Below are 16,017 nucleotides of genomic sequence, written 5' to 3'. Positions count from 1 at the left end.
GCATGGCCGACACCGACATCAGGAAGGGCCTGGCCGGAGTCGTCGCCGACGTCACCGCGATCAGCAAGGTCAACCCCGACACGAACTCGCTGCTCTACCGCGGGTACCCCGTGCAGGAGCTCGCCGCGACGCAGCCCTTCGACGCCGTCGCCTATCTGCTGTGGCACGGCGAGCTGCCCACCGACGAGCAGCTGGCCGCCCAGCGCGCGGAGGGCCGGCAGTACCGAGCGCTCGCCCCCGAGGTGAAGACCGCCATCGACCAGCTGCCGCTGGACTGCCACCCGATGGACGAGCTGCGCACCGCCGTCAGCGCCATCGGGGCCATCGACCTGGCCGGCAAGGGCTCGGTCCTCGATGCCGTCGGCACCGTCGACGAGAACAGGGCGCGCAGTCTGCACCTGTTCGCCGCACTTCCTTCGATCGTCGCGTACGGGCAGCGCCGCCGGCACCACCTCGAGCCGATTGCGCCGCGCGAGGAGCTCGACTACTCGTCGAACTTCCTCTGGATGACCTTCGGCGAGGAGCCCGACCCGGTCGTCGTCGACGCGTTCAAGCGGTCGATGATCCTGTACGCCGAGCACTCCTTCAACGCGTCGACCTTCACCGCCCGTGTCATCACGTCCACCCTCAGCGACCTGTACTCGGCGGTCGTCGGCGCCATCGGCGCACTCAAGGGCCCGCTCCACGGCGGCGCGAACGAGGCGGTGCTGCACATCTTCGACGAGATCGGCTCGGCCGACAACGTCGTGCCCTGGCTCGACGAGGCGCTCGCCGCCAAGCGGAAGATCATGGGCTTCGGGCACCGCGTCTACAAGCGCGGCGACTCCCGCGTACCGACGATGAAGGCGGCGCTGGACAGCCTCGTCGACTTCTACGACCGTCCCGACGTGCTCGACCTGTACTCCACGCTCGAGTCCGAGTTCGTGGGGCGCAAGGGCATCTACCCGAATCTGGACTACCCGTCCGGCCCGGCGTACAACCTCATGGGCTTCGACACCCTGACGTTCACGCCGCTGTTCGTCGCGGCCCGGATCACCGGCTGGACCGCGCACATCCTCGAGCAACAGGCCTCGAACGCGCTCATCCGCCCCCTGTCGGCCTACGACGGCCCGGACGAGCGCCACGTCGACGGCTACCGCGCCGACACGGAGGCGATCGCGATCACCCGGCGCCCGGAGGAGGCCGCCGGCTGACCCGCGACGCCCGCGCGCCGTCGCGCCGTCGCTCCGTCCCCCCTTGGGCCGCGACCGTCCGGCGAGCCGATAGGGGTTCGCCGAGCCCATGACGGATCGGCGCGGAACTCGGAGGGGTTCGGCGAGCCGATCAAGGTTCGCCGGGTCGGGAGGGGTGAGGGTGCCCGCGGGCGCGCACAATGGATGCCATGACCCGCACCGCCGTCATCGTCGACGCCATCCGCACTCCGTCCGGCCGGGGCAAGCCCGGCGGGGTGCTCAGCGGCATCCACCCCGTCGACCTCGCCGCCGCGACCCTGCGCGCCGTGCGCGAGCGCAACGGCCTCGGCCCCGCCGACGTCGATGACGTGCTGTGGGGCTGCGTCAGCCAGGTCGGCGAGCAGAGCGGCAACATCGCCCGCCAGGCGGTGCTCGCGGCCGGATTCGCAGAGACGGTCCCGGCGGCGACGATCGACCGGCAGTGCGGCTCGAGCCAGCAGGCTGCGCACTTCGCAGCGCAGGGCGTCATGGCCGGGCAGTACGACATCGTGATCGCCGGCGGCGTCGAGTCGATGAGCCGTGTGCCGCTGGGCGTCTCCGCGTCCGTCGCCGGCTCGCCGCTCTCGCCCGGCCTGCGCGCGCGGTACCCCGAGGGTCTCGTCAATCAGGGCGTCTCCGCCGAGCTGATCGCCCAGCGCTGGGGCTTCACGCGACAGGACCTCGACGCCTACGCCGTGGAGTCGCACAGCCGTGCCGCCGAGGCCGCAGCGGAGGGCAGGTTCGACGGGCAGCTGCTGCGGATCGACGGCATCGAGGTGGACGAGACCGTCCGCGCCGGCACCACGATGGCGGGGCTGGGCGCGCTCGCGCCCTCGTTCCGCACCGACGCGCTCGCCGCGCGCCTCCCCGAGGTCGAATGGAGGATCACGCCGGGCAACTCCTCGCCGCTGACCGACGGCGCCTCCGCGGTGCTCATCATGAGTGAGGAGAAGGCGCGCGAGCTCGGACTCACGCCTCGCGCCCGGTTCCACGCGTTCGCCGTGACCGGCGACGACCCCCTCCTCATGCTCACCGGCCCGATCCCCGCCACGCGGCGGATCCTGGAGCGGAGCGGCCTCACGATCGACGACCTCGACGTCTACGAGGTCAACGAGGCGTTCGCGTCCGTCCCCCTCGCCTGGGCCGCGGAGCTGGGCGCGGATGCCGCGAAACTCAACCCGTGGGGTGGGGCCATCGCCCTCGGGCACGCGCTCGGCTCCTCCGGCACCCGGCTCCTCGGGACGATGCTCGCGTACCTCGAAGCGACCGGCGGCCGCTACGGTCTGCAGACCATGTGCGAGGGCGGCGGCATGGCCAATGCGACGCTCATCGAGCGCCTCTGAGCCGTTCCTCGCGGACGCTTCATGAGAGTCCTCTCACGATGAAAGCGCTTGCAAACGCGGAGTTGGTAGCGTCGGCCTCGTACCGGGTACATCGACGTGCCTGGCTCTAGCTCGGGAGCCTCCTGTGTCCACGACCAATGCCGCGTCCACCCCCCTGGAGCCTCGCGGACGGCGCCTGATCGCCGCCCTCGCCGGGCTCGCGCTCGTCCTGAGCGGGGCCGTCGCGAGCGTCACCCCGGCTGTCGCGAGCGTGACCCCCGCCGTCGCGACCGACCGCACGTTCGCCGTCGTCGGCGACCTGCAGAGCGAGCTCGGCTGCCCCGGTGACTGGCAGCCGGACTGCGCGCAGAGCGAACTGGAGCCCACGGCCACCCCCGGCCTCTACGCATCCGAGTTCGACGTCCCGGCCGGGACCTGGCACTACAAGGTCGCCGTCGACGACGCGTGGGACGAGGCATACGGCCTGAACGGCGGCTCCGACGACATCCCGCTGACGATCGCCGGCCCCGCGACGCTCCGCTTCGTCTTCGACGACGTGCAGCACCGCGTGGGCCTCGAGGTCGTCGCCCTGACCGGGGGCTACACGGCCGCCGACGACGCGCTCGTCGCCGCGCCGGTGCGCCAGGCCGGCGCCGGCAAGCAGTTCTACTTCGTCATGACCGACCGGTTCGCCAACGGCGACACCTCCAACGACACCGGCGGGCTCACCGGTGACCGGCTCGCCACCGGGTTCGATCCGACATCCACGGGCTTCTACAACGGCGGCGACATCGCCGGTCTCCGCTCGCAGCTCGACTACATCGCGGGGCTCGGGACGACGGCGATCTGGCTCACGCCGAGCTTCAAGAACAAGCCCGTCCAGGGGGAGGGCGCCAACGCGAGTGCCGGGTACCACGGGTACTGGATCACCGACTTCACGCAGATCGATCCGCACCTCGGCACGAACGCCGACCTCGAGGCCTTCATCGACGAGGCGCACGCCGAAGGCATCGACGTGTACTTCGACATCATCACCAACCACACCGCAGACGTCATCTCCTACGAGGAGGGGACGTACGGCTACATCGACCAGGAGACCGAGCCCTATCGCGACGCGGACGGCGCGGTCTTCGACCCCGCCGACTTCGCCGGCACCGGCGAGTTCCCCGACCTGGATCCTGCGACCTCCTTCCCGTACACCCCCGTGGTGGCGGATGCGGAGACGGACGTGAAGGTCCCGGCGTGGCTGAACGACGTGACGCTGTACCACAACCGCGGCGACTCGACCTACTCCGGCGAGTCCACGACCTACGGCGACTTCTCCGGACTCGACGACCTCATGACGGAGCACCCCGACGTCGTGTCGGGCTTCGTCGACGTGTACCAGGACTGGATCGACCTCGGCATCGACGGCTTCCGCATCGACACCGCGAAGCACGTCAACTTCGAGTTCTGGGAGCAGTGGAGCGAAGACGTCCGCGCCTACGCGGCCGCGCAGGGCAAGGAGGACTTCTTCATGTTCGGCGAGGTCTACGACGCGGACCCCGCCCTCCTGGCCCCGTACGTGCGGCGGACCGACATGAACTCGGTCCTCGACTTCACCTTCCAGTCCTCCGCGGTCGGGTACGCCAAGGGCGGGTCGGCGACCAAGACGCTGCAGACGATGTTCGCGGGCGATGACCGCTACACGACCCCGGACTCGTCGGCGACCGCCCTGCCGACCTTCCTCGGAAACCACGACATGGGCCGCGTCGGCTACTTCCTCAAGGGCAGCGACCACGCCGAACAGCGCGATCGCCTGGCCCACGACCTCCTCTTCCTCAGCCGCGGCCAGCCCGTCGTGTACTACGGCGACGAGCAGGGTTTCACCGGCGCCGACCCGGGCAACGACAAGAGCGCGCGGCAGACGCTGTTCGCCAGCGACGTGCCGGAGTACCAGAACCAGACCCTCATCACGGGGGAGACGGCCGGCTCGGTCGACCGCTACGACACCGGGGCGCCGCTGTACTCGCACGTCGCCGAGCTCTCCCAGCTGCGCGCCGAGCACCCCGCGCTCGTCGACGGGGCGCAGATCGAGCGCTATGCGACCGACGGTCCGGGGATCTACGCGTTCTCCCGCGTCGACCGCGACGAACGCGTCGAGTACCTCGTGGCGGTCAACAACACGGCGGATGCCGCGGGCGCCGCACTGCGGAGCCTGACGGCCGGCGCGACCTACACGCCCGTGTACGGCGACGCGGCCCCGGTGTCCTCCGACGCGTCCGCCGCCCTGACGGTCACGGTTCCCGCCTTCTCGTCCGTCGTGCTGCGGGCCGACCGCGCGGTCACCGCGCCGGACTCCGCGGCCCCCCTCACCGTCACGGTGCCCGCGCCCGGCGCCGGCGTCACCGGCTCGACGCCGGTGGCGGCCACGGCCGACCAGTTCTGGCGGGAGACGAGCTTCGCGTGGCGCGTCGTCGGATCCGACGACTGGCGGGCCCTCGGCACCGCGGAGGACACGGCTCCGCGGGTCTTCCACGACGTCGACGGACTCGCCGCCGGCACGCTCCTCGAGTACCGCGCCGTCTCCACCGATGCGGCCGGCCGGCGCTCGGCGGCATCCACCTACGCGTCCGTGGGCAACAAGGTCACACTCGCGGTCGAGCAGGGGCCCCAGCAGCCCAGCGACCCGACCCCGTACGGCACGGTCAGCATCCCGGGCAGCCTCAACTCCGAGATGGGCTGCGCAGAGGACTGGATGCCGGGTTGCGACCAGGCGCAGATGACGCTGCAGGACGGCATCTGGCGGCTCGCCGTCGACCTGCCGGCCGGTTCGTACGAGTACAAGGCCGCGACGGAGAAGAGCTGGGACGAGAACTACGGCGCGAACGGCGCCCTGAACGGCCCCAACATCCCGCTGGCGCACCCCGGCGGACCCATCACGTTCTACTTCGACGCGCGCACGAAGATCGTGCAGTCCTCCTCCGAGGGACCGGTCGTGACACTGCCCGGCACGCACCAGAGCGAGCTGGGCTGCGCGGCGGACTGGTCGCCCGACTGCCTCCGCACCCTCATGCTCGACGGGGACCGCGACGGCGTGTACGAGTTCTCCACGAACAAGATCCCGACCGGCACCTATCAGCTCAAGATCACGCACGGCCTGAACTGGGACGAGAACTACGGCGCGGACGGCGCGCCCGGCGGCGCCGACATCTCCTTCACCGCCACGGAAGGCGTCTTCACCGTCTTCACCTACGACTCCGAGACCCACCTGCTCACGATCGCGGCCGCCGATGCTCCGCTCGCCGGCACGGGCGAATCGCGCGCGCACTGGATCGACGCCGACACCATCGCATGGCCGACGACACTCGGCGGTGCCTTCGCCGGCGGCCGGTGGCAGCTGTACGCGTCCGCGGACGGCACGCTCGACGTCGTCGACGGCGAGGTCACCGGGGGATCGGATCCCGTCACCCTGACGGGCATCGTGGGCGGACTCACCGATGAGCAGGCCGCGCGGTTCCCGGCGCTCGCGGACTACACGGCGCTGCGCGTCGACGGGCTCGACCGCGCCGCCGTCGCCGACCTGCTCCGCGGGCAGCTGCGGGTGGCCCGCCGCGACGGCACGGGGGCTCTCATCGCGCTCACCGGCGTGCAGATCCCCGGCGTCCTCGACGACCTCTACGCGGACGCCGCGGCCGACGACGCCCTCGGCGTCACGTTCCGCGGAGCGAAGCCGACGTTCCGGCTGTGGGCGCCGACCGCGCAGTCCGCGACGCTGCTGACCTGGGATGCCGGTGCCGCCGGCACTCCCGCGCGCCACGCCGCCACGTTCGACGCCGCAGCCGGCACCTGGAGTGTCGCGGGCACGCGTGCGCTCAAGGGCGACGAGTACCAATGGGAGGTCGTCGTCTACGCCCCGTCGACCGACGCGATCGAGGAGAACGCCGTCACCGACCCGTACTCGGTCGCGCTCACCGAGAACTCGACGCGCTCCGTCGCGATCGATCTGGACGACAAGACCTGGAAGCCGAAGCAGTGGCGCAAGGCCACGGGCCCCGCCATCGACGACCCCGTCGACCGGTCGATCTACGAGCTGCACATCCGCGACTTCTCCATCACGGACGAGACCGTGCCCGCGCGGGAGCGCGGCACGTACCTCGCGTTCACGCGGAAGAGCGCGGGCACCGCACAGCTGAAGCAGCTCGCCGACGCCGGCATGAACACGGTGCACCTCCTGCCCTCGTTCGACATCGCCACGATCGAGGAGGACCGCGCCGCGCAGCAGACCCCCGACTGCGACCTCGCGTCGTTCGGACCGGCATCCACCGAGCAGCAGGCGTGCGTCCAGGCCGTCGCCGATGCGGACGGCTTCAACTGGGGCTACGACCCGTTCCACTTCTCCGTTCCGGAGGGCTCCTACGCCGTCGATCCCGACGGTGGCGCGCGTGTCGGCGAGTTCCGCTCCATGGTCGGCGCCCTCCACGGCATGGGACTGCAGGTCGTCCTCGACGAGGTGTTCAACCACACCGCGCAGTCCGGCCAGGGGGAGAAGTCGGTCCTCGACCGCGTCGTGCCCGGCTACTACCACCGGCTGACCGCTGCCGGCGCGGTGCAGACCTCGACCTGCTGCCAGAACGTCGCCACCGAGCACGAGCTGGCCGAGAAGCTCATGGTCGACTCCGTCGTCACGTGGGCGCGGGACTACAAGGTCGACGGCTTCCGCTTCGACCTCATGGGCCACCACTCCAAGGCCAACGTGCTCGCGGTGCGGGCGGCGCTCGACGAGCTCACCCTCGCACGCGACGGCGTCGACGGCTCGAAGATCTACCTCTACGGGGAGGGCTGGAACTTCGGCGAGGTCGCCGACAACGCCCTCTTCGAGCAGGCCACACAGGGTCAGCTCGGCGGCACCGGCATCGGCACCTTCAACGACCGGCTCCGTGACGCCGTGCACGGCGGCAGCCCGGTCGACTCCGGCTCCACCTTCCGGCAGGGCTTCGGCACCGGCCTCGGCACCGATCCCAACGGCAACCCGATCAACGGAACCCCGGAGCAGGCGCTCGCCGACCTCGGCCACCAGATGGACCTCGTGAAGCTCGGGCTCGCCGGAAACCTCCGGGACTACCAGCTCACCGATCACACCGGTGCCGTGAAGCTCGGATCCGAGCTGGACTACAACGGGCAGCAGGCCGGGTACGCCGACGAGCCGGACGAAGTCATCAACTACGTCGACGCGCACGACAACGAGACGCTCTTCGACCTGTCGGTCCTCAAGCTCCCGACCGACACGACGATGGCCGATCGCGTCCGCATGAACACCCTGTCGCTCGCGACGGTGACGCTGTCGCAGACGCCGTCGTTCTGGCACGCCGGCACCGAGCTGCTGCGCTCGAAGTCGCTCGACCGCAACAGCTACAACTCCGGCGACTGGTTCAACCGGATCGACTGGACCGGGCAGGAGTCCACCTTCGGCTCTGGTCTGCCGCGCGCCGCGGACAACGAGCAGAAGTGGCCGGTCCTGCGCCCTCTACTGGAGAACCCCGCGCTGAAGCCGGATGCCGCCGCCATGGCGGCGGCGGAGGCCGCCGCGCTGGATCTTCTCCGAGTGCGCTCCGACGTCGACCTGCTGCGGCTCGGCTCGGCGGCGCTCATCGAGCAGAAGGTGACCTTCCCGGGGAGCGGCAGCGAGCAGACACCGGGCGTGATCGTCATGCAGATCGACGATCTCGTCGGACCCGACGCCGACCGCGACCTCGACGGCGCGCTCGTCGTGTTCAACGCGTCCCCCGAGCCCACGTCGCAGACCGTCGCAGGTCTCGCCGGCCGTCACTTCGCCCTCACCTCCGCGCAGGCGCGCGGGGCGGACCCGATCGTGAAGACCACCACGTGGAACGCCGGCACGGGCACGGTGACGGTCCCGGCCCGCACGGTCGCGGTCCTCGTCGACCCGGCGGCGATCACGACGAGCATCACGGCCGGCCCGGACCGGCTCATCGCGAAGCACGGCAGCACCGTCACGGTCGTCGGGAAGGTGCGCGCCGCCGACGGCAGCGCGCCGGTCGGAACCGTGACGGTGACCGACGGGTCGAAGGTCGTCGCGACCGTCGCGCTCGCGGCGTCCGCGAAGGGCCGGTTCTCAGTGGCACTGTCCGGCCTCGGGCGCGGGGCGCACCTGCTGCGGGCGTCGTTCGCCGGCGGGGCGGACTACCGCGATTCACGCATGATCGCCCCCGCGCCGCTGCTCGTGTACTGATTCGGCTGCGGCCGACGCGAGACCCCCGACCCGGGGTACGCACCGTCGAGGATTCTCGTGGTATTCAGGAATCTGCGTATTCCAGAGTCGGTTGCCCACTCCGCCCCCGCCGGACGCGCTGCGATCGAGGAAGGGACCCCATGACCAACCGATCCCCGCGGAGGCCGGGCGCTGCGAGCGTCGCCGTCACCGCCGCACTGCTGGCCGGACTCGTCGGTTCGCTCACGGCGGCGCCGGCGCACGCCGTGGCCGCCGATCCGGACCTGTTCTGCGACATCCCCGGGCAGGAGCTCGCGATCTCACCGATCGCCGACCTGCAGGACGGCGACTCGGTCACGTGGCTGTCGACCGTCAAGGGCACGACGCCCACCTCCTTCACCGGCGAGTACGTGGGGAAGCTGGAGAACGGCCTGGGCTACGACGCCTCCGGCAACCCGCGCGATCTTCTGCTGGTGAAGCTCGACGGCGACATCGTCAACGGAGCCCCGGGCTCGCTCGCGGCAGGTGTGTGGTCCGGTGCTTCCGGCTCCCCCGTCTATGACGCCGACGGCGCCCTCATCGGTGCCGTGTCGTACGGCTTCAGCTTCCTCGCCGACAACGTCGCCGGCGTCACGCCCGCTGCGTACATGAAGGCGATCGGCCAGCTCCCCGGGATCCAGAAGCTCAGTCCCGCCGCGACGAACCGGGCCGCGCGGATGGCCGGCGAGGAGGCCGTCGCCGAGACGGGCACGATCCGCCGCCTGGAGCCGGTGCGCGTCACCACCGGCACGACGGCCCGATCTCTCGACGAGTACAACGCCTCGCTCGCGAAGAAGGTGGAGGGATTCCGCGGCGTCGCCGCGAGCGGCCGGGCCATCGACGGCGGTGCGAACGACGGCGCGGACTACCCGATCGTCGTGGGCGGCAACATCGCCGTCTCCTACGCGTACGGGGCGGTCGGTGAGGCGAGCGTCGGCACCGTCACCGCGATCTGCGGCGACGAGGTCTTCGCCTACGGCCACCCGGGCAACTGGAACTCCAAGCTGTCGGCCAACATCCACGGCGCCTCCGCCGCGCGGATCGTCCCCGACCTCACCGGCTCGTACAAGCTGGTGAGCGCGATCGGCAAGGTCAAGGGGAAGCTCGTCGACGACAGGCTGGCCGGTGTCCGCGGCCTGCTCGGCGCGGGGACCGCCACCGTCCCCATCACGACGACGAGCCTCGTCGGGAGCCACCGCAGCACAGCGGTCAGCCACGTGTCCGAGAAGCAGCTGATCGCCGCCGCCGCCTACACGCAGGTCGGCAACGAGGTCGCGCGCATGCTCGACAACGGGCAGGAGGCCTCGGCGAAGGTGAGCTGGTCGATCGTGTACCAGCGAGCCAGCGGAGCCGTCGCCACGCTGAAGAACATCGACCGCTATGCCGACCCGAACGAGATCGCCGCCTACGTCGGCGCCGGTGTGGCCGACGACATCGCACAGCTGCAGGCCAACCCCTTCGAAGACGTCAAGATCGTGTCGGTCGCGGTCGCGGCCCGCTTCGCCGAGGACTACCGCGCCGCGCGTCTCGCCGGCGTCCAGATGCTCAAGAAGGGCACGTGGACGACGCTCACGCAGGGCAGCGTCACGAAGGTCACGCGCGGGGCGACCTACTCCTTCCGCGCCGTGCTCAGCCCGATCCCGGGCGCCGCGCGGGTCACCGAGTACAGCCCGTTCACCGTCAGCATCCCCAAGGGCGTGAAGAAGACCATGACGATCGCGCTGGCGGTGCCCGGCTTCGGGGACGGGTTCGGGGAGGAAGCGGAGGAGCCGAAGACCTTCTCGGCCTTCATCGCCGCACTCGACGACAACGCGCGATCGGACGTCTTCGATCGCACGCGCACCTACACCTCGACGCACGGCCTCAGGGTCGCGCGGACGTCGACGACGGTTGCGCCGACGGTCCTCATCGACGACGGCAAGACGGTGCTGTTCCGGCTCGAGGCGCCCGCGTTGTCGACGCAGCGATAGCCGCCGGCGGCCTCGCGGGCCGCGTGCGCTCCCTCGCGCCGCAGCACCTCACGTGGTGCTGCGGCGCGATGTCTCTCGGGAGCCTGCCTCCGCCCGCGCAGCTCCCGTTCCAGATGCTAGGACATCCATGTAAAATGAGCAGTGTGCCCAACCTGGCACCGACGACGATGTCACCCTGTCTCACGAGGACGTGATCCATGAGCATGACCCTTCCTTCCGCGCTCGGCGCCGACGAACGCGCCGCCATCCTGGACGCCGTACGCGCGTTCGCGCAGTCCGCGCTCGCTCCGCATGCCCTGGAGTGGGATCAGCAGAAGCACTTCCCACGGGACGTGCTCGAGTCGGCCGGGGAGCTGGGACTCGGCGGGATCTACGTGCGCGAGGATGTCGGCGGCACGGCCCTCGCCCGCGAGGACGCCGCCGCGATCCTCGAGGAGCTCGCCGTCGGCGACCCGACGATCGCCGCCTACATCTCCATCCACAACATGGTGGCGTGGATGATCGACGCGTACGGCACCGAGGCGCAGCGCACGGCGTGGCTTCCCAGCCTCGTCGCGATGACCCACCTCGGCGCCTACTGCCTCACCGAGCCGGGGGCGGGATCGGATGCCGCCGCCATCGCGACGAGCGCGATCGCGGACGGCGAGGAGTTCGTCCTCACGGGGGTCAAGCAGTTCATCTCCGGGGGCGGCGAGGCCGCCGTCTACGTCGTCATGGCGCGGACCGGCGAGCCCGGTGCCCGCGGCATCACGGCGTTCCTCGTGCCGGGAGATGCCGCAGGGCTGTCGTTCGGGCCGAACGAGAAGAAGATGGGCTGGAACGCGCAGCCCACCCGCCAGGTCATCCTCGACGAGGTGCGCGTTCCGGCATCCGCCGTTCTCGGCGGGATCGGCAATGGGTTCAAGCTCGCGATGAGCGGCCTCAACGGCGGCCGCATCAACATCGCCGCCTGCTCGCTCGGCGGCGCGCAGTGGGCCCTCGACCGCGCCGTGCAGTACGTGCAGGAGCGCTTCACCTTCGGTGAGCCGCTCGCGGAGAAGCAGTCCGTCGTCTTCACCCTCGCCGACATGGCCACCGAGCTGCACGCGGCGCGCGCGCTCGTCCGCGACGCGGCGCGCGCCGTCGACGAGGGCGCGGACGACGCCGCCATGCGGTGCGCCATGGCGAAGCGGTTCGCCACCGATGCGGGTTTCCGCATCGCCAACGAGGCGCTCCAGCTGCACGGGGGGTACGGCTACCTGCAGGAGTACGGCATCGAGAAGGTCGTCCGCGACCTCCGCGTCCACCAGATCCTGGAGGGGACGAACGAGATCATGCGCGTAATCATCGGCCGTCACCTTCTGCAAGCATGAGGACATGACCGACTTCGACACGATCCTGGTCGAGACGCGAGGACGCGTCGGCTGGATCACCCTCAACCGCCCCGAGGCCCTGAACGCCCTGAACTCCCAGGTGATGCGCGACATCGTCGCCGCCGCGGAGGCGTTCGACGCCGACGAGGGCATCGGCGCGATCGTCGTGACCGGCAGCGAGCGCGCGTTCGCGGCCGGTGCCGACATCAAGGAGATGGCCGACAAGACCGGGCTCGAGATGGTGATGGGCGACCACTTCGGCGCGTGGGGCCGCTTCGCCGCGGTGCGGACGCCCGTCATCGCCGCCGTTTCGGGCTACGCCCTGGGCGGCGGGTGCGAGCTCGCCATGATGTGCGACATCATCCTCGCCGCCGACACGGCGCAGTTCGGCCAGCCCGAGATCAACCTCGCGGTGATCCCCGGGATGGGCGGGACGCAGCGGCTCATCCGTGCAGTCGGGTACTACAAGGCCGCCGAGCTCGTGCTCACGGGGCGTCTCATGAAGGCCGACGAGGCCGAGCGCGCGGGCCTCGTCTCGCGCGTCGTGCCGGCATCCGATCTCCTCGAGGAGGCGCACCGGACGGCCGAGCTCATCGCGTCGAAGTCGCTCCCGTCGGTGTATGCCGCGAAAGCGGCGCTGGATGCCGCGATGGAGACGCCGCTCGCCGAGGGTCTCCGGTTCGAGCGCCACGTCTTCGCGTCGCTGTTCGACACCGCCGACCAGAAGGAGGGGATGGCCGCCTTCCGCGAGAAGCGGTCACCCGACTTCACGCACCGGTGAGCGGGGTCAGCCTGCGGTGTCGCCGGATGCCGTACGCAGTCGCGCGATGAGGGCGATGAGCGTCTCGGCGTCGTCGGTGTCGAGACCCGGGCGTTCGAAGACCGTGGTGTTCAGCGCCGCGGTCGCGTGCGCCGCGAGCCGGCCGCCCTCCTCGGTGAGCGCGACGAGTGTGCCGCGCCCGTCCGAGGGGTGCGGTTCGCGCCGCACGAGACCGGCCGTCTCGAGCCGGTCGACCGTGTTCGTCACGCTCGTGGGGTGCACCTGGAGGCGACGCGCCGCGGAGGAGAGCGGCATCCGCCCCTCCCGCGCGAAGCTCAGCAGGGTCAGCAGCTCGTATCGCGCGAAGGTCAGACCGAGCGGCTTGAGCGTCTCGTCCACGCGCGCGAGCATGAGCTGGTGCGCGCGCATGATGCTCGTCACGACCGTCATGCCCGCCGCCGCGTCGGTCCAGCCGTGCGCGGTCCACTGGCGGCGCGCTTCGGCGATGGGGTCGAGGGCGACCGGTTTCACGCGAGCCACAGATCACCTCCTGCGATCGGGGACAACGGTAGTCGGTTCCCGCCGGTCGATTGGGGTGGGCTCGGCGCGCTCAATAGACTCGGCAGAGGAATGAGGAGGAGCCGATGAGGATCGTCGTCCTGGTCAAAGAGGTCCCGGACACCTACGGAGACCGCAAGCTGAATCTCGAGACGGGGCTCGCCGACCGCGAGGCGTCGGACCGCGTGCTCGACGAGATCGGCGAGCGGGCCCTCGAAGTGGCGCTGTCCTACGCGGACAAGAACGCGGGCACGGAGGTCGTCGTCCTCTCGATGGCACCGGAGGCGTCGACCGCGACGATCCGGAAGAGCCTCGCGATGGGCGCGGCGTCGGCCGTGCACGTCGTGGACGAGGCGCTCGCCGGCGCCGACCTGGGCATCACCGCCCGTGTGCTCGCCGCCGCAGTGCAGCGGACCGGCTTCGACCTCGTCATCACGGGCAACCTGTCCACCGACGGCACCGCCGGCGTCATCCCCGCGATGATCGCCGAGCACCTTCGCGTGCCGCACGCGACCGCGCTCTCCGCCGTCGAGATCTCGGAGACCTCGGTGTCCGGCACGCGCGCCTCCGACGCCGGGACCGCGCAGGTGACGACGCCACTGCCGGCCGTGATCTCGATCACCGAAGCCCTGCCCGATGCCCGGTTCCCGAACTTCAAGGGCATCATGGCGGCCAAGAAGAAGCCGCTGGAGACCGTGTCCCTCGTCGATCTCGGCGTCGAGGTCGACCCGGCATCCGTGCCGCAGACCATCGTGACGGTCATCACCGAGAAGCCCCCGCGCGGCGCGGGCGTGAAGATCGTGGACGAGGGCGACGCGGGCGAGAAGGTCGCCGCGTTCCTCATCGAGAACCGTCTGGTGTGAGGGAGAGCGACATGACCGACTTCGCTGCAGATGCGATCCTCGTCCTCCTGGACATCACCCCCGCGGGCGAGCTCGCCAAGTCGTCGGCTGCCCTACTCGGTGCGGCCTCCGGCGTCGGCACGCCCGTCGCGCTCGTCGTCGCCGGTGAGGAGCGGCACGCGGAGCTCGCGGCCGCCGCGGGCGCCCTCGGCGCCGCGCACGTGCTCACCGCCGCACTCGGCGGTGCCGACACGGCGCTGACCGTCCCGCTCGTCGACGCGCTCGCCGCCGCGGCCGCGGCGGTCCGGCCCGACGCCGTCCTCGTGTCGAATTCGATCGAAGGCCGGGACGTCGCCGGCCGTTTCGCCGCCCGCACGTCGTCGGCGCTGTCGGTGGATGCCGTCGGCGTCGCCCGCGACGAGGAAGGCGTGGTCGCTCAGCACTCCGTCTACGGCGGGGCGTACAACGTCACGAGCGCGCCGACCTTCGGCGCCGCTGTCATCACGGTCCGCCAGGGCGCCGTGGAGGCGCGTGCCGCAGCCGTCGCCGCACCCGTCGTCACGCCGCTGGAGGTCGAGGCGTCCGGCGCCCCCGCCGCCGTGATCGAGTCGTTCGAGGCGGCGGTCGCCGCCTCGTCGCGTCCCGAGCTGCGCGGCGCCGGCAAGGTCGTCTCGGGTGGACGCGGCCTCGGCTCCGCGGAGAAGTTCGCGCTCGTGGAGCAGCTCGCCGACGCCCTCGGCGCGGCTGTCGGCGCATCGCGCGCCGCCGTCGACGCGGGGTACGTCCCGTACTCCTACCAGGTGGGACAGACCGGCGTCTCGGTGTCGCCGCAGCTGTACGTCGCGCTCGGCATCTCCGGCGCGATCCAGCACAAGGCCGGCATGCAGACGGCGAAGACCATCGTCGCGATCAACAAGGACGGCGATGCCCCGATCTTCGACATCGCCGACTTCGGCGTCGTCGGCGACGTGTTCACCGTCGTGCCGCAGCTGATCGCGGCGCTCGAGGCGAAGAAGGCCCAGTAGTCATGGCGACGTACGCGCGGACGCTGCGCCGCGGCCTGCCCCGCCGCCCCGGCGGCGACGCGTGGCCGCCGGCCGGTGACGCGCCGGGAGGCCCGGGCGATTCCGAGGTTGAGTCGCGCCGAAGTGCGGGTGCGGCGGCTGCGGACCCGCACGTCGCCGCGGGTGACGTGGATGCCGCCGGTGCGGCGCCCGCAGACGTTGAGTCGCGTCACAGTGCGGGTGTGAGTGCGGGGGACCCGCACAGTGCCGCGGGTGACGTCGGTGCCGCGACGGCGGTGGGCGTTGCGTCGCGTCACAGTGCCGGTGCGACGGCTGCGGACCCGCACGTCGCCGCGGATGAAGCGGATGCCGCCGCGGCGGCGCCCGCCGCGCGGACGCTGCGTCGGGGTCTGCCGCGCGTGCCCGGCGGCGAGCCGTGGCCGCCCGCATCCACGCTGTCCGCCGCCGCCGTTGCCGTGCCCGGTGCCGTGCCCGATGCTGGCCCACTTCCCGCAGCCACGTCTCTCGAGGCGTCCTCGACCTCCGCAGCGGACTCGGATACGGCCGCCGCGCCGGACTCACCTGCCGCCGCGCCCACTGGCCTCACGCCGTCGGCCGCGACCCCGCCCACCGCGGGGACGGCGCCGGCGACCGTCGCCGCAGCTCCGGCCGCCGACGCCGGCGCCGAGCTGCGCCGAGGCCTGCCCCGCACGCCCGGCGGCGAGCCATGGCCTCCCGCCGGCACCGT

General features: G+C 71.4%; 9 protein-coding genes and 1 pseudogene. 9 read left to right on the top strand and 1 reads right to left on the bottom strand.

Annotated elements, in window-relative coordinates; genetic code table 11:
* Nucleotides 1-2: 2 nt before the first annotated feature.
* The 6 genes from QZL85_RS07715 (at nt 3) to QZL85_RS07690 (ending at nt 12,886) form a co-directional block, all read left to right on the top strand.
* A complete protein-coding gene (locus tag QZL85_RS07715; protein ID WP_295575707.1) occupies nt 3-1,193 on the top strand; it encodes a bifunctional 2-methylcitrate synthase/citrate synthase in 1,191 nt (396 codons plus the stop codon).
* A gap of 188 nt (nt 1,194-1,381) precedes the next feature.
* A complete protein-coding gene (locus tag QZL85_RS07710) occupies nt 1,382-2,554 on the top strand; it encodes a thiolase family protein (RefSeq protein WP_295575704.1) in 1,173 nt (390 codons plus the stop codon).
* Between the two features lie 124 nt (nt 2,555-2,678).
* Nucleotides 2,679-8,765, top strand: a complete 6,087-nt coding sequence (pulA, locus tag QZL85_RS07705) for a pullulanase-type alpha-1,6-glucosidase (RefSeq protein ID WP_295575702.1) — start codon at nt 2,679-2,681, stop codon at nt 8,763-8,765.
* A gap of 140 nt (nt 8,766-8,905) precedes the next feature.
* Nucleotides 8,906-10,753 (top strand): hypothetical protein, encoded by a 1,848-nt coding sequence (locus QZL85_RS07700; RefSeq protein ID WP_295575699.1) that lies wholly within the window; start codon nt 8,906-8,908, stop codon nt 10,751-10,753.
* Between the two features lie 197 nt (nt 10,754-10,950).
* Nucleotides 10,951-12,105 carry an acyl-CoA dehydrogenase family protein gene (locus QZL85_RS07695; RefSeq protein ID WP_295575697.1) on the top strand — a complete coding sequence of 385 codons (1,155 nt, stop codon included), beginning with the start codon at nt 10,951-10,953 and terminating at the stop codon, nt 12,103-12,105.
* Nucleotides 12,106-12,109: 4 nt separating this feature from the next.
* Entirely contained in the window at nt 12,110-12,886 is a 777-nt protein-coding gene (locus QZL85_RS07690) for an enoyl-CoA hydratase (RefSeq protein WP_295575695.1), read from the top strand.
* Between the two features lie 6 nt (nt 12,887-12,892).
* Here QZL85_RS07690 and QZL85_RS07685 read toward each other — a convergent pair whose 3' ends face one another.
* A complete protein-coding gene (locus QZL85_RS07685; protein WP_295575694.1) occupies nt 12,893-13,405 on the bottom strand; it encodes a MarR family winged helix-turn-helix transcriptional regulator in 513 nt (170 codons plus the stop codon).
* 104 nt (nt 13,406-13,509) lie between these two features.
* Between QZL85_RS07685 and QZL85_RS07680 the strand changes: the two genes are divergently transcribed.
* From QZL85_RS07680 to QZL85_RS07670, 3 genes and pseudogenes are all read left to right on the top strand, one after another.
* A complete protein-coding gene (locus QZL85_RS07680; RefSeq protein ID WP_295575691.1) occupies nt 13,510-14,286 on the top strand; it encodes an electron transfer flavoprotein subunit beta/FixA family protein in 777 nt (258 codons plus the stop codon).
* 11 nt (nt 14,287-14,297) lie between these two features.
* Nucleotides 14,298-15,290: an electron transfer flavoprotein subunit alpha/FixB family protein gene (locus tag QZL85_RS07675; RefSeq protein WP_295575689.1), complete on the top strand. Its 993-nt coding sequence runs from the start codon at nt 14,298-14,300 to the stop codon at nt 15,288-15,290.
* Between the two features lie 221 nt (nt 15,291-15,511).
* Nucleotides 15,512-16,017 (top strand): annotated as a pseudogene (locus QZL85_RS07670) (cytochrome b/b6 domain-containing protein); the annotation flags it as partial.

Source organism: uncultured Microbacterium sp., from assembly GCF_900078385.1.
Classification (GTDB): Bacteria; Actinomycetota; Actinomycetes; order Actinomycetales; family Microbacteriaceae; genus Microbacterium.
Note: the sequence above shows the minus strand (reverse complement) of the source record. Positions and strands in the feature narration are given on the sequence as shown.

Excerpts from the sequence above, each read along its gene's own strand:
- QZL85_RS07700 (WP_295575699.1), top strand. The coding sequence starts at position 8,906 with ATGACCAACCGATCCCCGCGGAGGCCGGGCGCTGCGAGCGTCGCCGTC.
- QZL85_RS07680 (WP_295575691.1), top strand. The coding sequence starts at position 13,510 with ATGAGGATCGTCGTCCTGGTCAAAGAGGTCCCGGACACCTACGGAGAC.
- QZL85_RS07690 (WP_295575695.1), top strand. The coding sequence starts at position 12,110 with ATGACCGACTTCGACACGATCCTGGTCGAGACGCGAGGACGCGTCGGC.
- QZL85_RS07715 (WP_295575707.1), top strand. The coding sequence starts at position 3 with ATGGCCGACACCGACATCAGGAAGGGCCTGGCCGGAGTCGTCGCCGAC.
- QZL85_RS07710 (WP_295575704.1), top strand. The coding sequence starts at position 1,382 with ATGACCCGCACCGCCGTCATCGTCGACGCCATCCGCACTCCGTCCGGC.
- QZL85_RS07695 (WP_295575697.1), top strand. The coding sequence starts at position 10,951 with ATGAGCATGACCCTTCCTTCCGCGCTCGGCGCCGACGAACGCGCCGCC.
- QZL85_RS07675 (WP_295575689.1), top strand. The coding sequence starts at position 14,298 with ATGACCGACTTCGCTGCAGATGCGATCCTCGTCCTCCTGGACATCACC.